Source organism: Pseudochelatococcus lubricantis (assembly GCF_011762225.1).
Taxonomy (GTDB): domain Bacteria; phylum Pseudomonadota; class Alphaproteobacteria; order Rhizobiales; family Beijerinckiaceae; genus Pseudochelatococcus; species Pseudochelatococcus lubricantis.
Map to the genome: position 1 here is coordinate 380,966 of NZ_JAASQI010000001.1, position 21,481 is coordinate 402,446.

Genomic DNA, 21,481 nt, shown 5'->3' on the forward strand with positions numbered 1-21,481 from the left:
GGCGGGGAGCTTCATGCTTTATACCCGGTACCTCGCTGGATGACGCGATGCTCGTCATCGGCAGCGGGACGGCAGCATGATCTGGATGGGCGGTTAGCTCAGCGGTAGAGCACTGCTTTCACACGGCAGGGGTCACAGGTTCAAACCCTGTACCGCCCACCATCCAAAGCCTGCAGATATAAAGTTTCCTGAGGCGTTGGCTGCGCGCGCTGGAGCGGGCGTTTGAAGCCCGTTACCATCCTGCGCAACGCACAAAAGCCAGCATCCCCGCCCAGCTTCTTGCCGGCCGGTGTGGACGGCTGCCGATGTCTTGAGGTTGATCCGTGCTGTCGCTCAACCCGCGCGCAGGATGGCGTCGGCGGCAATGCCGGCGAAGAGGAGAAGGCCGGCGTCGCGGTTCGATTTGAACAGCGTCAGTGCCAGATCGCCGTTGGCCGGATCAAGGGATTTGACCTGCCAGGCGAGATGCGCGGCGAACAGCGCCAGCCCGACATAGGCGGCGAGGCCCGCTCCGGCGGAGATCAGCGCGCCGAACACCAGCACGGCGGCCGCAGCGTAGCAGGCCGCTATCCCCTGACGCACGCGCGCGCCGAACAGCCGGGCGGAGGACTTGATACCGACGATGGCGTCGTCCTCGATGTCCTGCAGCGCGTAGATCGTGTCGTAGCCGATGGTCCACAGAATCGCGGCGGCATAGGTCAGGATGGCGGGCGTGTCGACGCTGCCCGCTATCGCCGACCATCCCACGAGGCCGCCCCAGGCGAAGGCGAGGCCGAGCACGAGCTGTGGGATCGGCATGATGCGCTTCATGAACGGATAGGCGGCGACAATAATGAGCGAGGAAAAGCCGAGAATGATGGTGGGGCGGTTGAATTGCAGCAGCACGCACAGCCCGAGCAGGCAGAGCCCGATGAGGAACAGGAGCGCCTGCTTCGCGCTCACCTGCCCCGCAGGCAGGGGGCGATGGCGCGAGCGCGCCACCTGCGCGTCGAGATCGCGGTCGACGATGTCGTTGTAGGTCGTGCCCGCGCCGCGCATGGCGACCGTGCCGACGATGAACAGCATCAGGTGCCAGACATCCGGATAAAGGCCGAAGGCTCCCGAGGCGAGCGCCGACGACCACCAGCACGGCAGCAACAGCAGCCAACTGCCGATGGGCCGCTCGATCCGCGCGAGACGCAGGTAGGGGCGCCACTGAACCGGCGCGTGCCTGTCAACCCAGTTGTCGGGCCGGGCGTCCGGCAGCGGCTGGTCGGCGCGGGTCATGTCACAGCGCGCCTTGCGGAATTCTTATCTGGCCGGTCACAGGGTCGCCGGCGCTGCCGCCCAGCATGGGCGACTGGCTCTGCTGCTGTTGTTGCCGCTGGACTTCGCGCGCACGCTTTTCCATGGTGGCCTGCTGGGTGGCCGCCTTGCAGGCCTGCCCCCGGATCTGCACGGCCTTGGCGTTGTCGGCCTTGAAACCCTGGATGAACTGGTCGGGAATCTGGCACCAGTCCTTGTTGCTCTCAAGCCATTTCAGCGTGGCGCTGCCGTTCGACACCAGACTGCCGAACAGCGAACAGGCCGCTTTGGGGTTTGGGCGCTTGCCGAGCTTGTTGATCCGCGCGACGAGTGCCTTGCGATCCTCCAGATAGGTCGAAATCTTCTGGCAGCTCGATGCCTGTGCATGCGCGACCTGCACGGTTCCCCCGACGAGAGAGGCTGAGGACAGCACCACTGCAACGACCGCCCCGATCCGCACGCAAAGGATAGCGGCTCGCTTCATATTCCACCCTCTCCGATCATGACGAAAACAACCAATAGACAAACCGCGCCCCCGACGCCGATCCACTGCAGTCGTCATACCCTGCTTTCCGCGGCGGGCAAATGCGATTATGCAAGTTTACCGCACCGGAACATCCGTCGCCAGTTCCTTCAGCGGCACTTCCGTCCTGTAACATAGGCAATGCACGCCGTCTCACAATACACTGTTGCGCGAGTTCGCGGCCAGCGGGAAAATTTGATGCGGCGGACGGGCATCGCTATTCCCTCACCGGAGACGAAGGCCGGTCGGGCGGGGGCTTTTCGGTTTGACGCCGTACCGGGCCGGCGATAGTCAGGCGGACACGCAGTCCACATGTCCGCCGCATACGGCAGGGAGACATCTTGAGCGATTACGATTTTTCGGCGCCGCGGCTTTTCGTCCAGGCAGCGATTGCCGCGGGCGAGGCGATTGCGCTCGACAAGGCGCAGGCCAACTATCTGGGCAACGTCTTGCGCCTGTCTTCCGGCGACGGGGTGCTGATCTTCAACGGACGCGACGGCGAGTGGCTTGCGCGCGTCGAGCAGGGCGGGCGCAGGGTCGCGGGATTGATGCCGGAAAAGCAGACGCGCCCGCAGCCGCCTGGGTCCGATCTCCTCTGCCTGTTCGCCCCGCTGAAGCACGCGCGGCTCGATTACATGGTGCAGAAGGCGGTGGAAATGGGCGCCAGCGTGCTGGCGCCGGTGCTGACGCGCCGCACGCAGGTCTCCCGCGTCAATCTGGAACGCATGGAGGCCAATGCCGTCGAGGCGGCCGAGCAGTGCGGCATCCTCGCCATTCCCGCCGTGCGCGAGCCGGCGCGCCTCGACGATGCGCTGGCGCGGCTCGAACCGGGGCGGCTGCTCGTGTTCTGCGATGAGGGCGCGCCGGTGGCGAATGCCGTCGCGGCACTTGCGCAGGCCCGGGAGGAGGGGGCGCACGCCGGAATAGCCGTGCTGATCGGTCCGGAAGGCGGGTTCGACGAGGCGGAGCGCGATCTGATTCTCGCGCGTCCCGATACGGTGCGGCTGTCGCTCGGCCCGCGCATCCTGCGCGCGGATACGGCGGCAGTGGCCGCTCTTGCCGTTGTGCAGGCGGTGCTCGGCGACTGGTGCGGGAACGAGGCGGCTTCCGGCTGAAGCGCCATCCCGCCCTGTCTCTAGCGGCGTCCGCTTCCGGAGATCGAGCCGGCCGTTCAGGCGAAGCGCCCGGCTCGCTCGATGACCTCGATCTTGTAGCCGTCGGGGTCCTGAATGAAGAAGAAGCGCGCAAGCGGCGTGCCGGCGTGGTTCAGCGCGCGGATCGGGCCCGGCGCAAGCCCGGCTTCGTCTAGACGCGCGCGTTCGGCGTCGAGGTCCTCCACCACGACCGCGAGATGCCCGTAGCCGTCACCGGGCGTGTAGGGCGCCGTGCGATCGTGGTTGACCGTCAGTTCGAGTTCAAAGGGGCTGGCGGCATTGCGCAGGTAGATCAGCGTGAAATCGTCGAACTGGATGCGATCGGCGGGCTTGAGGTCGAATGCCTTCTCGTAGAAGGCCAGCGAGCGGCTCTCGTCAAGCACGCGCACCATCGCGTGCACGAGCTTCGCGGAGGTGTGCTGATTTGTCGCCATGGTTGCTCCGGTGCTCGCGGTTGCTCAGTCGTCGCGGTAGACGCGCTCGTTGCGCTCGTGACGTTCCTGGGCCTCGATGGACAGGGTGGCGATGGGGCGGGCTTCGAGACGCTTGAGCGAGATAGGTTCGCCCGTTTCCTCGCAATAGCCATAGGTGCCGTCGTCGATGCGCCCCAGGGCGGCATCGATCTTCGAAATGAGCTTACGCTGGCGATCGCGGGCACGCAACTCAATGGAACGGTCGGTTTCGGAGGAAGCGCGGTCGGCGATGTCGGGGTGGTTCTCGTTCTCGCTCTGTAACGCTGCAAGAGTTTCCCGGCTCTCGCGCAGAATATCCTCTTTCCATGCCATCAATTTACGTCTGAAATACTCACGTTGCCGATCGTTCATGAACGGCTCGTCTTCGGTCGGGCGATAGCCTTCGTCAATCAGCGTATCAGACATGCGCAGCTAATGCTCTTCACATTCGACAGCGCCAGGACCATTCCATGGCTGCGTCTATATAACGACCCCGTGCGTTTCCGACAACGTTCTTTAATGTAATCTTTTTGTCTTGATTGACGAACGGGGCGCATTTTCAGATGCCGCTTCAGGAACTCCGGAGAAGGGCTTGCCGCGCATGCGCATGGCGGGCGCTCAGCGCGGCGCTCGCGGTGTGCTCCCGCGCACGGGCGGATCGCGCGAGAGGTTTTTCGTGGCGAGTTCCGCGAGATAGGCCTCCCACCGCGCCGTCTGGTCGCGGCCGAGTTCGTGGAGGTAGTCCCACGTGTAGATGCCGCTGGCGTGCATGTCGTCGAACACCAGCTTGACGGCATAGCGGCCGACGGGCTCCACGCCGAGGATGGCGACTTCCCGCTTGCCGGAGACGGTGACCGCCTGTCCCGGGCCGTGGCCGCGCACCTCCGCCGAGGGGCTCGATACCCGGAGATATTCCGCCGGGAGGCGGAACGCGGCGTCGTCGAACGTCACGGTCAGCATCGCGCGGTCGCGGGAAAGGCGCAATTCGCTGGGCCAGTGGCTTGGCATGGACCGTTTCTCCCTGTTGCCGGGGCAGGCTGCTCTATCCCTGCGCGCGGGCGCGGATCATGAAATTGTCATATGTATACTCCGCCACCTGCCACCACAAATAGGTATCGGTGCGGAAAAGCCTGACCGAGTCGTAAAGCGTGCGGAAGGCGGCATTGCTGGCGCCGAGATTTTCGGCGAGAGAATCGGTCGCCTTGAGGAGTTCCGTCAGCACCGTCTGCGGCATCGGCTTCAGCTTCGCGCCACCTGCGACCAGCCGCTTGATCGCGGGGGAGTTACGCGCGTCGTAGGCCGCCTGCACCATGTCGTGCGTGCGGGCGGCGGCGGCCGTCAGCGCCGCCTGATGTGGCTTCGCCAGCGCGTTCCAGGCATCGGCATTCACGAGGAAGCTCAGTTGAGAGGCACCCTGCCAGCCCGGATAGTAGTAGAAGGGTGCGGACTTGTGCAGCCTCAGCCTTTCGTCGTCGTGGGGGCCGCTCCACAGGGCGACATCGAGGCGCGACTGCTGAAACGCGGCGGCGAGATCGGTCGGGAACAGGGTCTGCGGCAACGCGCCGAAGCGCGCGAGCATCGGCCCGCCGAGGCCCGGCACGCTGACCCGAAGGCCGGCGAAATCGGCCACGCTGCCGATCTCCTTCGTGAACCAGCCGCCGGTGAGCGCGCCGGTGTTCCCGCCGGGCAGCACGCGCAGGCCGTGCGGGCGATAGCTGTCGTTGAGGAGGTCGAGCCCATGCTGGTGCAGCAGCCAGGCGTTGAACTGGCGCGCGTTCGGCCCGAAGGGCAGGCCTGCGCCGATGGCGAACACGGGATCGCGCTCCACGTAGAGCGCGGTCGTCGTATAGGCGATCTGCACCCGGCCCTCGCGTGCGGCGTCGAGCGCGGGGGTTTTGCGCTTGTCGTCCCGCGCCGGCTCGATGCGGAAAGCGCCGTCGGTGATGTCGGCGAGCGCGGACGCCAGCGTCTCCACGCCCGAGCGGGGAATGTCGAGGGCATCCGGGAAATCCGACGCCAGTTGCCAGATAACGGGAGTGTCGGCCTTGGCGTCCGGCGTCTGTGCGGATGCCAAGGCGGGAGCAACCGCACCCGCCGCGGCGGCGAGGCCGCCGACCCGCAGAAACTGGCGTCGCTTCATGGCTTTCGTCTCCCGTCTGTTCCGCCCGGCGCGGCGCCGGACCATGCCCGTGCGGACAGCCATAGCAGGCAGTTTCTAACCCTGAGTGAACGGCCTGCGCGGCGGGGCGTCGTTCAGCGCTCGATGACGATTCGCGGCGCCGGCCGGCCGGCCGTTTCCAGGCCGTCGACGATGCGGCGGGCGATGGCGAGATAGGCCTGCGCGTGGGGGCCGTCCGGCGCGGACACGACCACCGGGGAGCCACTGTCCGAGGTGGCGCGGATCGTCATGTCGAGGGCTATCTCGCCAAGGAAGGGCACGCCGCGCCGCTGCGCTTCCGCCCGCGCGCCGCCGTGGCCGAAGATGTCGGAACGCTCGCCGCAGTGCGGGCAGATGAAGTAAGACATGTTCTCGACGATGCCCAGCACCGGCACCGCGACCTGCTCGAACATGGTGACGCCCCGGCGCGCATCGATCAGCGCGAGGTCCTGCGGGGTGGAAACAATGACCGCGCCGGACAGCGGCACCGTCTGCGCCATGGTGAGCTGCGCGTCGCCCGTGCCGGGCGGCATGTCGACGACGAGAATGTCGAGATCGCCCCAGGCGACCTCGCGCAGCATCTGCTGCAGGGCGGACATCACCATCGGTCCGCGCCAGATCATGGCCGCTTCCTGATCCACGAGGAAGCCGATCGACATCAGCCGCAGGCCGTGCGCCTCCAGCGGCTTCAGGATGCGCCCCTCCTCGACCTCGGGCTTGCTGTCCGCGAGGGCGAACAGCTTGGGCAGCGACGGGCCGTAGATATCGGCATCCAGAATGCCGACCCTGTGGCCGAGGCGTGCCAGCGCCAGCGCCAGATTGGCGGCTGTCGTCGACTTGCCGACACCGCCCTTGCCGCTCGCCACCGCGACGATGTGCCGGACGCCGGGCACTCCGGCCTTCGTGGTGGCGGCGCGGGCGCGCGGCCCCGGTTGCCGCTCCCCGGGGGCGGGGGGCTCGCCGCCGGCGGGCTTCTCGCCGGTCAGCGACACGAGCACGCCCGCCACGCCGGGGATGGCGCGCACGGCATTCTCCGCCGCCAGACGCAACGGCTCGAACTGGGCGGCGCGCGCTGCGTCGACGTGGATGGCGAAGTACACCGTGCCCTTATGGACGACGATTTCCGACAGCGCGTCCGAACGGGGAAGGGGCGTGCGGCCGTCGGGCCCGGGCACCGCCGCAAGCGCGGCGAGTATCCTGTCCGTCGTCGGGTCCTGTGTCACCATCTTCTGCTTCCATTCCGTTCTGCGGTGCTGCTTCGGCCGGGCCTGTCCTCGCTGTTGCGATTTCGCGGCAAGCCGACGATAACAGGGAACGACGGGCCGGCAAGTTCATCATCTTTCCAGGCTGGCATCTCTCGAAGCACGGACGGCGATCGCATGCAAGCCGCCGCTTCCCTCCCGCCGGTTTACGGTGTATCGGCACCTGAGGTCTACGACAGGAGAACAGACCAATGACGCAGGCAACAGTAGCAAGCGATGCGCACACCGGGATCTCCTCGGTGAAGGTGGCCTTCCTCGGCCTTGGCGTCATGGGCTTTCCAATGGCGCGCCACCTGGCGGCGGCGGGCTATGATGTCGTCGTCTACAACCGCTCGCCGGCCAGGGCCGATGCATGGCTGGCCGAAAACGGCGGCCGCGCCGCGCCGACGCCCGAAGAAGCCGCGCAGGGCCGCGATATCGTGTTCTCCTGCGTGGGCAACGACGACGACCTGCGCGCCGTGACGATCGGCGAGGGCGGTGCCTTTGCCGGCCTCGCGCCGGGCGCCCTGTTCGTCGACCATACGACGGCCTCCGCCGCCGTGGCGCGGGAACTCGCGGCTATCGCGGAGGAGCGCGGCATCGGCTTCATCGATGCGCCCGTGTCGGGGGGGCAATCCGGTGCGGAGAAGGGCGTGCTCACCGTGATGTGCGGTGGCGCACCCGACGATTTCGCCCGTGCCGAACCCGTGATCGGCGCCTATGCGCAGGCCGTGCGGCTGCTCGGCCCCGTCGGCAGCGGGCAGCTCGCCAAGATGGTCAACCAGATCTGCATCGCCGGCGTCGTGCAGGGGCTGGCGGAAGCCGTCCACTTCGGCAAGCGCGCGGGTCTCGACATCGACGCCGTCATCGCCACCATCTCGAAGGGCGCCGCCCAGTCGTGGCAGATGGAAAACCGCGCCGGCACCATGGCGAAGGGCGAATTCGACTTCGGTTTCGCGGTGGACTGGATGCGCAAGGACCTCGCGATCTGCCTCGACGAGGCGCGCCGCAACGGTGCGCACCTGCCGCTGACGGCGCTGGTCGACCAGTTCTATTCCGAGGTGCAGTCGCTCGGCGGGAGCCGCTGGGACACGTCGAGCCTTATCGCTCGCCTGGAGCGCTGAGGGCGCCCGCCGGGCGAGAGTGTCCGGCAGGGATTTGAGACATGAAAGGCAGTGTCGGGAAATGAATTCCACCGATCAGGCGCCAGGGCGCCATCAGGTCGAGCGCGTCCGTCATTCGCTGCGCGTCCGCCTGGCCACTGTGCGCGCCGCGCGGCATCTGACGCCCAACATGGTGCGCGTCACGCTGGCGGGCGACGAGCTTGCCGGCTTCCTCAGCGCGGCGCATGACGATCACGTCAAGCTGTTCTTCCCGCGCGACGGGGAAGCGCTGCCGATTCTGCCGACCATAACGGCGGAGGGGCGCGTGCTCGTGGACGAGAACGCCCGCCCCACGGCGCGCGACTACACGCCGCGGCGCTTCGATGCCGCGGCTGGCGAACTCGACATCGATTTCGCCCTGCACGAAACCGGCCCGGCCAGCGACTGGGCGCGGGCGGCGGCCCCCGGCCAGCGCATCGGCGTCGCGGGGCCACGGGGGTCGTTTGTCGTGCCCGACGATTTCGACTGGTACCTGTTCATCGGCGACGAGACCGCATGGCCCGCCATCGCCCGGCGGCTGGAGGAACTGCGTCCGGCTGCCCCCGCCATCGTGCTCGCGGAGGTGGCGGATGCGGGCGAGGAGCAGGCTGTGCCGCAGCGGATCGGGCTTGACCTGCACTGGCTTTACCGCGATGGCCGGGCGGCGGGCGCGGTGCTGGAGACCGCCGCCGCGGCCCTCACCCTGCCGGCGGGCGAGGGCTACGTATGGATCGCGGGCGAATCCACCGTTGCGCGGCGGCTGCGGGAGCACTTCCTCAGGGAGCGCGGCCATCCCAAGGCATGGCTGAAGGCCTCCGGCTACTGGAAGCGCGGCGTCGCCAACGCCCATGAGGAGCACGACGACTGAGCGGCAGCCTGCCGCGCTGCATTCCGTTATCATCTGAAGCGCTTTCCCGCGCCGGGCGGATATGGCGAACATTTCGCCCGGCGTGTCAGAACGCCATTGTCTGTTGCCTTATTAGTATATAAAATCTACAGACAAAAATTTGAGCCAGTTTGTGGAATTATCTGAAAGGGCGGATTGACATGGCTATTGTCGCGGCGGTCGCTTCGGGCAAGGGCATTCGGGCATGAGCGTCGAAGCGAGAGAAAGCGGCCCGCGCGTGACGGACTGGCTATGGCGCAAGGTGCAGGCCGAGGCGCATGACGTCGTCCGGCGGGAGCCGGAACTCGCCACCATCGTCTACGCCTCCATTCTCGGCCATCAGACGCTTGAGGATGCGCTGGCCTATCGCATCGCGCAGCGGCTCGACCGCGGCATCGTGTCCGCGGAACTGATTCGTGCCGCCTATACGGAGGCGCTGCGCGCCGACCCCGATATCAAGACGGCCTTTCGTTCCGATCTGGTGGCGGTCATCGAGCGTGACCCGGCTGTGGGGCGTTACATTGACGCGATGCTGTACTTCAAGGGTTTCCACGCCATCGAGGCACACCGGCTGGCGCACTGGCTGTGGAAGAGCGGCCGGCGCGACTTCGCCCGTCATCTGCAGAGCGTTTCCTCCGAGGTGTTCCAGACCGACATCCACCCCGCCGTGCGCATGGGCCGGGGCATCTTCCTCGATCACGCCACGGGCTTCGTGGTCGGTGAAACGGCCGAGATCGCCGATAATGTCTCCATCCTGCAAGGGGTCACCCTGGGCGGCACCGGCAAAGGGCTCGGCGACCGCCACCCCAAGGTGCGCAGCGGCGTGCTGATCGGCGCGGGCGCGAAAATTCTCGGCAACATCGAGGTGGGCGAGCGCGCGCGTGTCGGCGCGGGGGCCGTCGTGCTGTCGTCCGTGCCGCCGCGCACAACCGTGGCCGGCAGTCCCGCCCGCGTCGTCGGTTCAGCGGGCGCGGAAGAGCCGTCGCAGGCCATGAACCAGATGTTCTACGACGTGGGCTTGTAAAATCTGCCGGACATAAATAACAAAAATAAAATGTAATATATTTTAAATACCATCGGATAATTGACTTTTTATCTGTAGCCTACATTATCTATGAAGTTTATTGCCGCGTAGCGAGAACGGAGGCGCTACGGCCCCTGCCTCGCCGCGCCGGCCATTTCGAGGGAAGTATCATGAAGCTTGGTGCACTTGTTCTGCTGGCCGCCGTGTTCGTCGGCGGCGCCGCGCATGCTGACCGCCTGGACGACATCAAGAAGGCCGGCGTCCTGCGCGTGGCGGCCTTCGACAGCAATCCGCCCTTCGGCTACGTCGACGAGAAGTCCCGCCAGATCGTCGGGCTCGATGTGGACTATGCCAAGGCGTTTGCCGACAAGCTTGGCGTGAAGCTTGAGCTGCGCCCGACGAATCCCGCCAACCGCATCCCGCTGCTGACTTCCGGCAACGTCGATCTCGTGCTGGCGAACTTCACCATCACCGAGGAGCGCGCCAAGCAGGTCGATTTCAGCGTTCCCTACTTCTCCTCCGGCCAGCAGTTCCTCGCCAAGAAGGGCGTTCTGAAGTCCCCGGACCAGTTGAACAGCCTGCGCATCGGCGCGGACAAGGGTACCACGAACGAAATCGTGCTGCGCCGCGACTTCCCGGGCGCCACGATCATTTCCTACGACGACACGCCGTTCGCCTTCACGGCGCTGCGCAACGGCAACGTGCAGGCCATCACGCAGGACGGCCCCAAGCTGGTCGGCCTGCTCGCCAACGTGCCCGACAAGGAGAACTACGAGATTCCCGAGTTCACCATCTCCAACGACTACATCGGCGTGGGCATCCCGAAGGGCGAAAAGCGGCTGGTGGAGTTCGTGAACGAGACCCTGACGGAACTCGAAACCGCCGGCAAGGCACAGGCAATCTATGACGCCTGGTTCGGCCCCGACACCAAGACGCCGTTGCCGCGCCTGTTCAAGATCGGCGACAAGCAGACCAATTGACCATCGTCCCGCCCTGTCGATCCGGCCGCGTGGAGATTTTTCCGCGCGGCCGCGCGCTTGGGCGGCGTCTCCGGCCCCGGGCCGCGATGCCGGCTTCCGGGCTTCATCCTCCTGCGATACTGATGGCGCATATCGTCCCGGCATCCTGCCGCACCGTTGCGCGTGGCGGCATGAACAGAAGCATTTGCGATGAGCCTCGCTGCATTTGGACTGGCACCGATCTACGTTGAGTGGCTGTTGTGGGGTTTCGCCGTCACGCTTCTGCTGTCGGCGTCGGCCTGCGTGGCTGCGACGCTCGGCGGCGTGCTGCTCTGCGCCGCGCGCATCAGCCCGCTCGCCGTGCTTCACGTCCCTGCCCGCATCTATCTCGGCGTGTTCCGTAACACGCCGCTGCTGGTGCAAATCTTCTTCTGGTATTTCGCCGGTTCGGCAATCTTCCCGACCCCGCTGCTCGACTGGTTCAACAATCCGCATACGGTCGTGCTGGGCTTTGGCGGGCAGACTTGGTTGTCGTTCAGGCTGCCGTCGTTCGAGTTCTGGGCCGGCTTCACCGCGCTCACGTTCTATACGACCGCCTTCATCGCCGAGGAGTTTCGCGCCGGCCTGCGCGCAGTGCCGGCGGGCCAGCGCGAGGGCGGCCTTTCACTCGGCCTCTCTCCCGCGCTCGTGTTCTTCCTCGTCGTCGTGCCGCAGGCCGCGCGCCACGCCTTCGCGCCGCTGCTCGGCCAGTACATGAACGCGGTGAAGAACTCGTCGCTGACGATGGCCATCGGCGTGGCGGAATTGTCCTACGCCTCGCGGCAGGTCGAGACGGAAACCTTCCAGACGTTCGAGGCCTTCGGCATCGCGACCGTGCTCTACATTCTGGCCGTGGCCGTGATTGAGGGTACGGGGGAGCTGGTGCAGCGCCGGCGCGAAAAGAAATATGGGCGGGGAGCGCTGTCGTGAATTTCGACGTTGTCCTTAACAACCTGCCCTATCTTCTGTGGGGTGCGTGGCCGCAAGGCCCCATCGGCGGGGCGGCGCTCACGGTGTGGCTCAGCCTGCTGTCGGGCGTCGCTTCGGCGGTAATCGGGCTCGTGCTCGGCATCTGGCTGTACATGTCGCGCGGCGCAGTCCATTCCGTGCTGATCCTGTTTCTGGGGTTCTTCCGCGCGATCCCCGTGCTGATGCTGATTTTCTGGACCTACTTCCTGCTGCCCGTCGTGCTGGGCTTCTCGGTGCCGGAACTGACGACGGTGGTCTGCGCGCTGGCGCTCATCGGCGGTGCCTATCTGGCGCACAGTGTCGCGGCGGGGCTGCGCAGCGTTGGCGGAGGGCAATGGGAAGCCGGCATTTCGCTCGGCCTCGGCCGCTGGCGCGTGCTGTGGCTGATCGTCCTGCCGCAGTCGCTGCGCCGCATGGCGCCTTCCTTCGTCAATCAGTGGATTTCGCTGATCAAGGATACGTCGCTTGCCTATGTGATCGGCGTGCCGGAGCTGTCGTTCGTGGCGACGCAGGTGAATAACCGCGCGATGGTGTATCCGGCCGAGATTTTCCTGTTCGTGGCGTTCGTCTATTTCGTCATCTGCGGTGTGCTCGATCTCGTCGCCACCGCCATCGCGGGCGAAGCGGAGCCCGAAGCGCGCACGCGCAGCGTTTGACGGAACGGCGCCGGCGTTATCGGCGGGTGCCGCGGGTGATGCGCTCGATCTCGGCCCGGACGAGTTTTTCGACCAGCGGCGGCAGATTCTCGTCGAGCCAGGTTTTCAGCAACGGCCGCAGCATGTCCTGTACGAGATCGTCCAGTGTGCGCGGATTGCGGCTGAGCACGACTGATGACAGGGATTCGAAGGCGGACGCCGCTGTCGCATTGGCCGATGTGGACAGGAGCGGCTCGTCGTCCTGCGCAGGGCGGGCAGCGTCATCCGCGCTGGCGAGGCGCTCTTCCGCCTGCCGGCTCGCGGGCGCCGCAGCGGTCTGCGGCGGGCTTGCCGGAGGCGCGGCGGGCGGCGGGCTCACCGTCTCCGCCGCTCTGGCCTCGTTGCCGGAGGCGCGGGCAGGTTTGTCGGTTCTGGCCGCGGGGGCAGGTTGGGGCGCGACGACCTGCTCCAATTCCTCCGTCTCCGGCGAAACATCGTCGTCGAACGTGATGCTGCTGCTGTCGAGGCCGAGGGAGTCGGGCTGGAGCGGGGGCAGGGAGTGCGCCTGATCGTCCGCGATGATGCGGCGGATCGAGGCGAGAATTTCCTCCATGGATGGCTCAACACCCAACCTGTCGTTCCCGGCCCGGGGCACCTCCCGCGGGACCGGCTGAAGCCTCTGGCTCGTTGCTGCGCTCATCGACCGACCTGCCTGTTCTGTCCACGTCCGGTGCGTTCGCGCCCGACCGGACGGCCTCATCATACTCATGCTGCGTGCAGAATACCTTGCGAGGATTCGGCTGCACAGAGGTTAACGAAAGTTTAACGTTGATACCTCTCTTCGGAACGGCATTTTTCATCCGGCGCGGCGGCATGACGCCTGAAATGAAAAACCACGGCGATGCCGTGGTTTATGCCGGTGGCGCCGGAGAGCGATGCGGGCGGCCGGTCAGCGCCCGTCCGGCGTGCTCGTGCCGATCCACTTGGTCTTGACCTGCTCGAAGTGGCGCTTCGCGTCGTAACGCGCGACCTTGAGGCCAAGCCCCTCCGCCGAAAGCCGGCCGATGGCGTTCAGCACCTCGTAGGAGGCCACGATGCGGTCGCGCTGCGCCGTCACCAGCGACACGCGCGAACTCAGCAGCGTCTGCTGCGCGTTCAGCACGTCGAGTGTCGTACGCTGGCCGACCTTGGCTTCCTCGCGCGTGCCGGAAAGCGCGATCTCGTTGGCCCCCACGGCCGCCTGCGCGGCGGTGATGCGCTGCTTCGCCGCTTCCAGATTGGCCCAGGCGGAAACGACGGCCTGCTGCACCTGATCGCGGGTGATGTCCACTTGCAGACGCTGCTGTCCCGCCTGTTCCTTGGCCTGCCGCGTCTGGGAGTAGACGAGGCCGCCTTCGTAGATCGGAACGCGAAGCTGCGCCACGAGGGTGCCGGAAGTGATCACGCTGTCGCGCGTGCCCGAGCCGTCGAAGTTGCGCGTGACGGCGGCACTCACGCCGAGCTGAGGATAGAGCGCGCTCTCGACGACCTTGACCTGAAACTCCGCCACGTCCACGCCATGCAGCGCGGCGATGATGGCGGGATGCTCGGCAAGGCCGATGCGGATCGCCTGTTCGAGGGATTTCGGCAGGTGCCGCTCCGCGGCCACGCCGGGGCCGAGCTGGCGCGGCGTCTCGCCGATGTACTGGCGGTAGATGGCGATGCTCGTGCGCAGGTTCGCCTCGGCAAGGCTCGCCTGCGCCCGGCTGCTGGCGAGCTGCGCCTCGGCCTGCGCGACATCCGTGCGCGTCACCTCGCCGACACTGAAGCGATCTTCCGTCTGCCGGAGCTGCTCCACGAGCACCTCGACGTTGTTGCGCTGGAGGTTGAGGACAGCGGTGTCGCGCAGCACATTCATGTATGCGGCGGCACCGTTCAGCAGGATGGACTGCTCGGTGTTGCGAAGCTGCTCACGTCCGCCGAGGACCTGCGATTCGGCTGCGCGCACGGAGTTGCGGGTCCGATTGCCGTCGAAGATGTTCTGGTCGATCTGGATGCCCAACGAACTCGGGTAGAGGGTGTGGGTCGTTCTGTTGCCGGGAACGCGGGTATCCGTGCGGGCCACCGAGGTGCTGCCGGAGGCGTTGACAGTGGGGCGATAGCCTGCCAGCGCCTGCGGCAGGTTTTCATCGGTGGCGCGCAGAGTGGCGCGCTGTGCGTTCAGGGTCGGATTGGCCGCGTAGGCCTTGGCCAGCGCGCCTAGCATGGTTTCCGCCTGAGCCGGCGCGGACAGGGCCGTCGCCATCAGGAAGAAACCGCTGAATACCGCCGCGCGGGTGGTTCTGCCGTTGCGTTTCACGTTCACCTTCCCGACTTGCTCATGACTTGTTCGACTCGCTCAACACATAAAAGACGGCCGAACCGCCCGATCCGGTTACCCGAATCCAGTTAACAAAGTGACGCCCCCGCGTAGGGCTATTCTAGTTTGCTTCCCGACAAGCTGGAACAGCGCTTTCGCCCGGCCACACCGTTTGAGGCAAGGTGCAGCAAAAATACGACACCCTGACGGCATCCCTCAGCCTTTGAAATACAAGGCGTTCCGCGCCCGGCGGCAGGAGGAATGGCACGCTGGTCCGCGAGGATGTCAGAAAACGAAACCCGAGGGGGCCCTGAAGCCGTCCAGTACCGGCGCCGGTGCGTTGAACAGCGTGCGGGAGCCGAACGCTGTTCCCGCGCGCTGGATGATGACGGCCTTTGGCGCGCCCGAATCATGGTCGATGCCGACCAGATGGCCATTCTCCGCCAGTTGGGAGAGCAGCTCGGCGGGCTCCGCCTCGAAAGCGCCGTTGATCAGGATCGCGTCATAGGGGGCGCCGGCTTTCCAACCCGCTTCCAGCGGGCCGGTGACGACGTTGATTCGGCCTTCGCCGAACTCGGCCGCCAGATCACGGGCACGCGCGGCGATCGTCCCGTCCGATTCGAGGGCGGTGACATTTGCGCCGAGCCGCGCCAACACGACAGAGCCGTACCCCGTCGCGGCGCCCACATCGAGCACGCGCTTGCCGGCGCCGGCGCCGAGTTCCTGCGCCATGCGGGCAAAGATCAGCGGTGCCAGCAGAAAGCGGCCGTGTTCGATATCGGGCGAAACGACGAGATGCTGGTCGCTGAAGGCCAGGACCTGTCGGTCCTCAGGGACGAATCGCTCGCGCGGCAGATCTTCCAGAACCGCGAGCAACGCCCTGTCGGTCACGTCGAAGGTGCGCACCTGACAGTCAACCATCCTGCGCCGGGCAACGGAAAAATCGAACATCGGGTGGACCTTTTGCTTGCTGACGACGCATCCGGGACAAGGCAATCCCTGCGAGGTTCGGCCCGCATGGCTTGCCGCTGGAGGCCTCGCCCGGAATCGAACCGGGGTGCAAGGATTTGCAGTCCTCTGCGTAACCACTCCGCCACGAGGCCTCACCCGGTGCTTCATAGCAAAGCCACGCGGAATGGCAACTGCCCTGTGCGGCTTTGTCACCGGTTGCCGGGGATTTATCCATCACGTTGATGATATGTGACGGTGCCGGGGTGCTCCGCCCGTCAGGTTATCCACATGTTGGCCTCTCGAAGCGGGGCGAACGGAAAAGTACTTGCATCGGCTAAAAGCTTCATGTAATCCCCTCTTCATTGATCCTCGATAGCTCAGCCGGTAGAGCAAGCGACTGTTAATCGCTGGGTCGCAGGTTCGAGTCCTGCTCGGGGAGCCAGTTTATAAACAGCCTGCGGACTGACCGGTCCGCAGGCTGTTCGTTTATGCGGACCTGGCGGATCGTCCGGCTGCCGTGCCGGCGCTCAATTGACAAAATCCGTGATTGCGGCGAGCATGAGCCCATGGGAACAAAGGCTTGCATATGGCACGTCATGCCGCGCGGAATAATGCCGGAAGGTGTGTCCGCGAACGTGGAGATTGTCTTCTCCGCGAAGCCGGACCTGTGTTCCCGCCGGACATGGTGGCAGCCGTCCCGCAGGATGGCGGCCGCGCGCCATGCGGGGTGGCAGCCGGCCTTGCCGGATACCGGGCTCTGACGGCCGGTTCACCCCTGCCGCCCCTTTCCCGCGCCGCCACCCGGAAAGCGTCGCGCTCCCGGCGTCGATAGAGACTTCTTCTCGGATTTTCCTGATGGCCGCGCCGGCGAGGCCCGCGGCACAACGTTTTCACAGATCGCGCCCCACGGCACGAAGGCCGGGGCGCCGAATTTCACGAAGGTGACTACCATGACAAAATCAGGCACCCGCCTGCCGAGGATTGTCGTTAGCGAAGAGGAGCAGGAGCGCCTGTCCGCGCTGGCTGCCTCCATCAGCGCCCGCAACCCGGAACTTGCCGAGGAGCTTCAGGGCGAAATGGAGCGCGCGCGCGTCGTGAGGCCGGACAAGATGCCGGCGGGCGTCGTGCGGATGAATTCGCGGGTCGAGTTCGAATCGGACGACGGCCAGCGCCGGCGCGTGACGCTCGTCTATCCGGGCGAGGCCGATATCTCGGCCGGCCGCATTTCGATTCTCACACCGATCGGCACGGCCCTGATCGGGCTCTCCGAAGGCCAGTCCATCAACTGGACGGCGCGGGACGGGCGCGAGCAGCGGCTCACCGTCCTTTCCGTCGACAACGGCGGGGAATCCGCGCCGGAGGAGGGCGTCGTCGATCTCGCGGGAGCCCGTGCCGCGCGCCGGCAGGACGCAAGTGCGGCGGGCGACGACGATCCGGGCCCGTCTGCGGCGTGAGTCGATGATACATGCTGCGGGATGACCTTTCCGGGGCGTCATCCCGCTCCCCGGGGCGTGCCCTACTGGCCGGGGGGCTGCGGTTGTGCCGGCGGCGGCTGCCCGCTGTCGGCGCGGCCGAGATCGAAGAACTTGCGGAAGATGCCCGGTGCGATCGCGGAAAGCGGGTTGACGGTGAGCGCCGGCGAATCGAGCGCCCCCGTCGCACGGAAGTTGATGGCGAAGAGGCCCTCGTACTGCCCGCCCCCCAGCAGCGGGCCGAGCAGGGGCACCTGGCTGAAGATGTTGTTGAGAGCATAGGCCGGCACGTAGGTGCCCGACACATCGATGCGCTCGTTGCGCGTGTCGACATTGCCCTCGATGGTGACGCCGACACCCGGCCCCCACAGCACGCCTTCCTGGATGTTGATGCGGCCGGGTGCGCGGGTGAAACTCACCCGGAGCTTGGTGAAAGGCACATTGCCGGGGTCGACGGCGATTTTTTTCGGGCTTTCCGTGAGGATGCGCTCCATCGTCGGCTCGTTGCGAATCGCGAAATCGCGAATCAGCACCTTTCCGGCGCCGCCCTGCGCCAGATCGACGTGCATCTGCATGTCGCCGCCGGCCATGTGCGCGTAGATGTCGGCGAAGCGCAGCGCTGCGCCGGCGTTCTTCGTGGCGAGCGAAATCCCCGTGTTCCCGCTCATCTCGGCCGACAGCGGCGCGCCGCTGAAGCTGCCGGTCAGCCGCAGTCTCTCCGGCTCGCCGCCACGCAGCCCGAGCTTGAGGGCCGCTTTCGAGATCGTCTCGTTGTTGAAGCCGGCGATGATGTTCACCGCGACATTGACATCGAGGTTGAGCCCGGAACCACCGCCTGCCTGTCCGCCGCCCTGCCTGCTCGCGCCCTCGCGGAAAATGCGCAGGAAGGAGCGCGCGTCGAGCAGGTTGCCCTGCACGGCAAGCCGGAGGACACCGTTGCCCTGATCGGCGTCAACCGCGAAATCGTCGTTGGGGGACAGCCTGACCTGCGTGAGGCTGGCGCTCTTCAGCGCGCCGTCGGCGTTGAGCCGTGCGGCGCCCCGGGCGCTGACGGAGCCTGCGTTAAGGACAATGTCCGACAGGGCATAGCCGTTGTCGTCGAGGGCGGAGAACGTCAGCCGGCCCGGCTTGCCGGCGGCCTTCGTCCAGCCGGGCAGAAGGTTGTCGATGCGCGCGCGCGTCAGATCGACATCGACCTTGGCGGGCGCCGACGGCTTGGCGGCGCCCGTGCTGAACGACGTGCTGACGCGCGCGACGACCGGCCCCGTCAGGCGCTTGCCGAGGTTGATGCCCCGCGCGGCTCTCGCGGCATCGTCGAGAGTGAGGGTGATATCGGCCTGCGCGCTGCCGTCGCGCTTGCGCAGCGGCTGGCGCAGGCTGAGTTCGGCCGGCATGCCGCCGAGCTGGCCGTTTCCGGACAGCGACAGATTCTTCGAGTCGAGATTGAGCTGCAGGCTGGCGTTCGTCAGCCGGTCCTTGCCGCCGTCGAGATCGATTGCCAGACGCTCGATGCGCCCTGCAGCCTGCGTGACGACCTGCTCCGGCCGCAGGTGGTTTACCATCGGCAGGGTGATGGAAACGGCGAGGTCCGCGTCGCCGCCGACCGATTCCGGCGATACATCGACATTGAACATGTCCTTCAGCGCCTCGCGCCGCAGCAGATGCGCCAGTGCCGCCGTGCTGCCGCGCAGGCGGAAGCCGATGTTGGCTTCGATGGGGGGCGTCAGCCGCGGGACGTCCATGCGCCCCTCGCTCAGGTCGAGGATCGCCCCCGGCGCGACCTCCGCCTTCGCGGACGAGGCGGTGACGGATGCGGTGGCGCCGGTCACGAGGCCGCTGACGGTCGCCTGCTCCAGGGGCGGAAAGCCGGGCGCGGCCGTGAGCGTGACCTGCGAGGCGGAGAACTGCGTGCGCACCGAATCCGCCGGCAACGGTTCGCGGCGGCGGGAGGCCGCGAGCTGTTCGGCCGTGAGATTGACCGCGACATTGAGGGAATCAACGATGCCGGCGGACAGGTTGTCGATCAGGTAGCGGCGCGGTTCCGGCGTGACGAACGGCGGCCAGAAACGCAGGATCGACCGCGCGTTCGAGCGCGCTGTCTGGATGCCGAGGCGAACGCCGTCCTCGTTGCCGGGACCGCCGATCTCGCCGTTGAGCGCGACACCGAAGCCCGCGCCGGAGACCGCCACCCGTTCGATGCGCAGGCCACCGCCCCGCATGCCCGCTGCCATGACTTCCACGGCGTCGATGGCGAGGGGAGCCTCGCGCGGCGAGAGCGGCGGCAGGACGGCGTCGCGGCCGTCGAGCTGCAAGCGCCAGGAGCTGTCCGGATCGTCGAAAGCGACGCGCCCGCCGAGCGTGAAGCGGGAGCCGTTCGTCTCCAGCAGGAGGGAGGGGATGCGGATGCCGCTGCTTCCCTCTTCCCGCTCCGCCTCCAGCCGGAATGCGGAGACCTCGAAAGACGGCTGGTCCCGGTCGTGATAGATCACCGTGCCGGGTGACGATTCGAGCTTGCCGGAGAGCGCCGCGAGCTTGTTGTCCGCGGTGATCGCGACCTTGAGCCTCGCCGAAAAGGTGAGGTCGCCCTCGACGAGCCCGCCATGCGCGCCCGCCAGCATCAGCAGGTCCGTCATCGGCGCGCCGTCGAGCGCCAGTGCCACGGTCCGTTCCTGTCCGCTGCCGCCGGTGACGTCGCCGCGTGCCGTCCACCGTCCGGAAGGGCCCTGCAGGGCGAGGGAAACGGCGAGGCTGCCGGAGGCCTCGCGCGTCAGGTCGGCGGTGACGTCGGCGAAGGTGAGACGCTCCGCGCCGTGGACGTCGATGACCGTCACCCGCGCGTCGGAGAGCGCGACCCGGTCGAGGGAGCGTGTGAGCCCTGTCTGGTCGGCCAGCAGGTTGGCGATGCCGACCACGGTCTCGTCAAAGGAAACGGCGGGCTGTTGTTGCTGCGGCGTCCCGGCGGGCGGTGGCGGAACGTTCGCTGCGTCGCCGGGGTGCAGACTGCCGTCGGGCATCATGGTGAGGCGTGCGTCGAGGCCCGAGAAGGCGACGGACGTCAGGCCGATCTCGCCATAGGCGAACCGCCACGGATCGACGGCGATCTCGCCTGCGCGTGCGCGCAGGAAGACGGTGCCGTCCGGCTGCACGATCTCGATGTTCTCGGCGAGCAGCGCCGGGCCGTGGTCGGTGAGTGCGATACCGGTTTCCGAGATGCGCGCGCTCCAGCCGGGGGAGAGCTGGTCGGTGAGCGCCCTGGCGATCGGCTCGGCCAGCGACTGGGTCGACAGCGAGCCGAAGGACATCCGCGTGACGATGGCGACGACGCACAAGACCAGTATCGCCGCCGTCCACAGGCCGCTGCGCAGCAGGCTGGCCAGCGCTCTGCCGGCCGCGCTCCGGCGCCTGATGCGCCTGCGCCGTTTGCTGCGAATCTGTCGTGGCCTGATCATGCCCTACCGTTGGTCTGCCGGTTGCGAAGTCCGCGCGAAACGCCCGGCGTGGAAACTGTCGACGCCCGATTCTCCACCGGGCTCGCATAGGCATTGTCCGCCGGGGCGCCGATGCAGGCGGGCGGGCGAGCCTTCAGGCTATACCAGTGTAACGCGAACGCCTGTCCGGCGAATCGCGTCAGACGCGAAATCCCGTCCAAAATCGTCCTTTTCCCACAAAAAGTTCTCCTGTCGGACTACACTGCTGCGCGGTACGCGCGAATCCTGCTAGCTTTTCATATTTATATATTGCGCGTTTTGCTGCCTGGTTTGGCGCTTTTATGACGATGGAGGACGCTATGAGTCTTGAAGCGGGTGACATCGCCCCCGATTTCACGCTGGCCGGCAGCGGCGGCGAGACATATTCGCTCGCCGGGTTGCTGGGGCGCAAGGTGGTGCTCTACTTCTATCCGAAGGATGATACCAGCGGCTGCACCAAGGAGGCCATAGCCTTCAACGGCCTGCGTCAGGCCTTCGCGGACGCCGGTGCGGAGATCGTCGGCGTGTCGGCCGATAGCGTGAAGAGCCACGATTCCTTTCGCGAGAAATACGATCTCACCATTCCGCTCGCCTCGGACGAGAAGAAAGAGGTCATCGAGGCCTACGGCGTGTGGGTCGAGAAGAGCATGTACGGGCGCAAGTATTTCGGCATCGAACGGGCCACGTTCCTGATCGACGGCGAGGGGCGCATCGCGCAGGTGTGGCGCAATGTCAAGGTTCCCGGCCATGCCGAGGCCGTGCTGAAGGCGGCGCAGGCGCTTTAACG

At 66.6% G+C, this 21,481-nt stretch carries 20 protein-coding genes and 3 tRNA genes; 11 read left to right on the forward strand and 12 right to left on the reverse strand.

The genetic code is table 11. The annotated features are described in order from the left end of the window. The first annotated feature begins 87 nt into the window (after positions 1-87). A tRNA-Val gene (locus FHS82_RS01635) sits at positions 88-162 on the forward strand. A gap of 171 nt (positions 163-333) precedes the next feature. On the opposite strand, the gene ubiA is transcribed toward FHS82_RS01635, so the two are convergent. Beyond that, positions 334-1,266 (reverse strand): 4-hydroxybenzoate octaprenyltransferase, encoded by a 933-nt coding sequence (gene ubiA / locus FHS82_RS01640; protein WP_166948050.1) that lies wholly within the window; start codon positions 1,264-1,266, stop codon positions 334-336. Between the two features lies 1 nt (position 1,267). Further along, positions 1,268-1,768, reverse strand: a complete 501-nt coding sequence (locus FHS82_RS01645; protein WP_166948052.1) for a hypothetical protein — start codon at positions 1,766-1,768, stop codon at positions 1,268-1,270. Between the two features lie 380 nt (positions 1,769-2,148). Here FHS82_RS01645 and FHS82_RS01650 point away from each other — a divergent pair, with 380 nt between their 5' ends. Then, positions 2,149-2,922, forward strand: coding sequence for a 16S rRNA (uracil(1498)-N(3))-methyltransferase (locus tag FHS82_RS01650; RefSeq protein WP_166948054.1), 774 nt, complete (start codon positions 2,149-2,151; stop codon positions 2,920-2,922). Between the two features lie 56 nt (positions 2,923-2,978). On the opposite strand, the gene FHS82_RS01655 is transcribed toward FHS82_RS01650, so the two are convergent. The 5 genes from FHS82_RS01655 to apbC all read right to left on the reverse strand — a co-directional run bounded on the left by FHS82_RS01655 (position 2,979) and on the right by apbC (position 6,797). Next, the gene (locus FHS82_RS01655; protein WP_246224961.1) at positions 2,979-3,395 is read right to left on the reverse strand and encodes a VOC family protein; all 417 of its coding nucleotides are present in this window, start codon (positions 3,393-3,395) and stop codon (positions 2,979-2,981) included. 24 nt (positions 3,396-3,419) lie between these two features. Then, complete coding sequence (dksA, locus tag FHS82_RS01660) at positions 3,420-3,839, reverse strand: RNA polymerase-binding protein DksA (RefSeq protein ID WP_166948056.1); 420 nt, start codon at positions 3,837-3,839, stop codon at positions 3,420-3,422. Positions 3,840-4,031: 192 nt separating this feature from the next. Continuing rightward, positions 4,032-4,421 carry a gamma-butyrobetaine hydroxylase family protein gene (locus tag FHS82_RS01665; RefSeq protein ID WP_166948058.1) on the reverse strand — a complete coding sequence of 130 codons (390 nt, stop codon included), beginning with the start codon at positions 4,419-4,421 and terminating at the stop codon, positions 4,032-4,034. A 34-nt stretch (positions 4,422-4,455) separates the two neighbouring features. Then, entirely contained in the window at positions 4,456-5,553 is a 1,098-nt protein-coding gene (locus tag FHS82_RS01670; RefSeq protein ID WP_166948060.1) for a TRAP transporter substrate-binding protein, read from the reverse strand. Positions 5,554-5,666: 113 nt separating this feature from the next. After that, positions 5,667-6,797, reverse strand: a complete 1,131-nt coding sequence (apbC, locus tag FHS82_RS01675) for an iron-sulfur cluster carrier protein ApbC (protein WP_166948062.1) — start codon at positions 6,795-6,797, stop codon at positions 5,667-5,669. Positions 6,798-7,024: 227 nt separating this feature from the next. On the opposite strand from apbC, the gene FHS82_RS01680 reads away from it, so the two are divergent. The 6 genes from FHS82_RS01680 (at position 7,025) to FHS82_RS01705 (ending at position 12,487) form a co-directional block, all read left to right on the forward strand. Beyond that, entirely contained in the window at positions 7,025-7,936 is a 912-nt protein-coding gene (locus tag FHS82_RS01680; protein ID WP_166948064.1) for an NAD(P)-dependent oxidoreductase, read from the forward strand. A 61-nt stretch (positions 7,937-7,997) separates the two neighbouring features. Then, positions 7,998-8,822, forward strand: a complete 825-nt coding sequence (locus FHS82_RS01685; RefSeq protein WP_166948066.1) for a siderophore-interacting protein — start codon at positions 7,998-8,000, stop codon at positions 8,820-8,822. A gap of 223 nt (positions 8,823-9,045) precedes the next feature. Further along, on the forward strand, positions 9,046-9,864 hold the full coding sequence (gene cysE / locus FHS82_RS01690) for a serine O-acetyltransferase (protein WP_166948068.1): 819 nt from the start codon (positions 9,046-9,048) through the stop codon (positions 9,862-9,864). Positions 9,865-10,034: 170 nt separating this feature from the next. Further along, positions 10,035-10,844 (forward strand): ABC transporter substrate-binding protein, encoded by an 810-nt coding sequence (locus FHS82_RS01695; protein ID WP_166948070.1) that lies wholly within the window; start codon positions 10,035-10,037, stop codon positions 10,842-10,844. Between the two features lie 189 nt (positions 10,845-11,033). After that, positions 11,034-11,792 carry an amino acid ABC transporter permease gene (locus tag FHS82_RS01700; protein ID WP_166948072.1) on the forward strand — a complete coding sequence of 253 codons (759 nt, stop codon included), beginning with the start codon at positions 11,034-11,036 and terminating at the stop codon, positions 11,790-11,792. Beyond that, positions 11,789-12,487: an ABC transporter permease subunit gene (locus FHS82_RS01705; RefSeq protein WP_166948074.1), complete on the forward strand. Its 699-nt coding sequence runs from the start codon at positions 11,789-11,791 to the stop codon at positions 12,485-12,487. Before FHS82_RS01700 ends, FHS82_RS01705 begins: the two co-directional genes overlap by 4 nt. 16 nt (positions 12,488-12,503) lie before the next feature. Here the strand turns inward: FHS82_RS01705 and FHS82_RS01710 are convergent, their stop codons facing one another. From FHS82_RS01710 to FHS82_RS01725, 4 genes are all read right to left on the reverse strand, one after another. After that, positions 12,504-13,079 carry a PopZ family protein gene (locus FHS82_RS01710; protein WP_208394031.1) on the reverse strand — a complete coding sequence of 192 codons (576 nt, stop codon included), beginning with the start codon at positions 13,077-13,079 and terminating at the stop codon, positions 12,504-12,506. Between the two features lie 336 nt (positions 13,080-13,415). Further along, positions 13,416-14,804 carry a TolC family outer membrane protein gene (locus tag FHS82_RS01715; RefSeq protein WP_343042478.1) on the reverse strand — a complete coding sequence of 463 codons (1,389 nt, stop codon included), beginning with the start codon at positions 14,802-14,804 and terminating at the stop codon, positions 13,416-13,418. A 285-nt stretch (positions 14,805-15,089) separates the two neighbouring features. Beyond that, entirely contained in the window at positions 15,090-15,725 is a 636-nt protein-coding gene (locus FHS82_RS01720; protein ID WP_246224963.1) for a protein-L-isoaspartate O-methyltransferase family protein, read from the reverse strand. A 108-nt stretch (positions 15,726-15,833) separates the two neighbouring features. Further along, a tRNA-Cys gene (locus FHS82_RS01725) sits at positions 15,834-15,907 on the reverse strand. 214 nt (positions 15,908-16,121) lie between these two features. On the opposite strand from FHS82_RS01725, the gene FHS82_RS01730 reads away from it, so the two are divergent. Next, positions 16,122-16,197: transfer RNA gene (locus tag FHS82_RS01730), tRNA-Asn, on the forward strand. 508 nt (positions 16,198-16,705) lie between these two features. Continuing rightward, positions 16,706-17,209: a nucleoside diphosphate kinase regulator gene (gene rnk, locus FHS82_RS01735; protein ID WP_166948079.1), complete on the forward strand. Its 504-nt coding sequence runs from the start codon at positions 16,706-16,708 to the stop codon at positions 17,207-17,209. Positions 17,210-17,271: 62 nt separating this feature from the next. Here the strand turns inward: rnk and FHS82_RS01740 are convergent, their stop codons facing one another. Then, positions 17,272-20,676, reverse strand: a complete 3,405-nt coding sequence (locus FHS82_RS01740) for a YhdP family protein (RefSeq protein WP_166948080.1) — start codon at positions 20,674-20,676, stop codon at positions 17,272-17,274. Positions 20,677-21,014: 338 nt separating this feature from the next. On the opposite strand from FHS82_RS01740, the gene FHS82_RS01745 reads away from it, so the two are divergent. Beyond that, positions 21,015-21,479, forward strand: coding sequence for a peroxiredoxin (locus FHS82_RS01745; protein WP_166948082.1), 465 nt, complete (start codon positions 21,015-21,017; stop codon positions 21,477-21,479). Positions 21,480-21,481: the final 2 nt, after the last annotated feature.

Bases quoted from the DNA above. Each gene is read 5' to 3' on its own strand.
- FHS82_RS01720 (WP_246224963.1), bottom strand. From the start codon at position 15,725: ATGGTTGACTGTCAGGTGCGCACCTTCGACGTGACCGACAGGGCGTTG.
- FHS82_RS01670 (WP_166948060.1), bottom strand. From the start codon at position 5,553: ATGAAGCGACGCCAGTTTCTGCGGGTCGGCGGCCTCGCCGCCGCGGCG.
- FHS82_RS01710 (WP_208394031.1), bottom strand. From the start codon at position 13,079: ATGGAGGAAATTCTCGCCTCGATCCGCCGCATCATCGCGGACGATCAG.
- FHS82_RS01695 (WP_166948070.1), top strand. From the start codon at position 10,035: ATGAAGCTTGGTGCACTTGTTCTGCTGGCCGCCGTGTTCGTCGGCGGC.
- cysE (WP_166948068.1), top strand. From the start codon at position 9,046: ATGAGCGTCGAAGCGAGAGAAAGCGGCCCGCGCGTGACGGACTGGCTA.
- rnk (WP_166948079.1), top strand. From the start codon at position 16,706: ATGACAAAATCAGGCACCCGCCTGCCGAGGATTGTCGTTAGCGAAGAG.
- ubiA (WP_166948050.1), bottom strand. From the start codon at position 1,266: ATGACCCGCGCCGACCAGCCGCTGCCGGACGCCCGGCCCGACAACTGG.
- apbC (WP_166948062.1), bottom strand. From the start codon at position 6,797: ATGGTGACACAGGACCCGACGACGGACAGGATACTCGCCGCGCTTGCG.
- FHS82_RS01740 (WP_166948080.1), bottom strand. From the start codon at position 20,676: ATGATCAGGCCACGACAGATTCGCAGCAAACGGCGCAGGCGCATCAGG.
- FHS82_RS01655 (WP_246224961.1), bottom strand. From the start codon at position 3,395: ATGGCGACAAATCAGCACACCTCCGCGAAGCTCGTGCACGCGATGGTG.
- FHS82_RS01685 (WP_166948066.1), top strand. From the start codon at position 7,998: ATGAATTCCACCGATCAGGCGCCAGGGCGCCATCAGGTCGAGCGCGTC.
- dksA (WP_166948056.1), bottom strand. From the start codon at position 3,839: ATGTCTGATACGCTGATTGACGAAGGCTATCGCCCGACCGAAGACGAG.
- FHS82_RS01700 (WP_166948072.1), top strand. From the start codon at position 11,034: ATGAGCCTCGCTGCATTTGGACTGGCACCGATCTACGTTGAGTGGCTG.
- FHS82_RS01745 (WP_166948082.1), top strand. From the start codon at position 21,015: ATGAGTCTTGAAGCGGGTGACATCGCCCCCGATTTCACGCTGGCCGGC.
- FHS82_RS01645 (WP_166948052.1), bottom strand. From the start codon at position 1,768: ATGAAGCGAGCCGCTATCCTTTGCGTGCGGATCGGGGCGGTCGTTGCA.
- FHS82_RS01680 (WP_166948064.1), top strand. From the start codon at position 7,025: ATGACGCAGGCAACAGTAGCAAGCGATGCGCACACCGGGATCTCCTCG.
- FHS82_RS01665 (WP_166948058.1), bottom strand. From the start codon at position 4,421: ATGCCAAGCCACTGGCCCAGCGAATTGCGCCTTTCCCGCGACCGCGCG.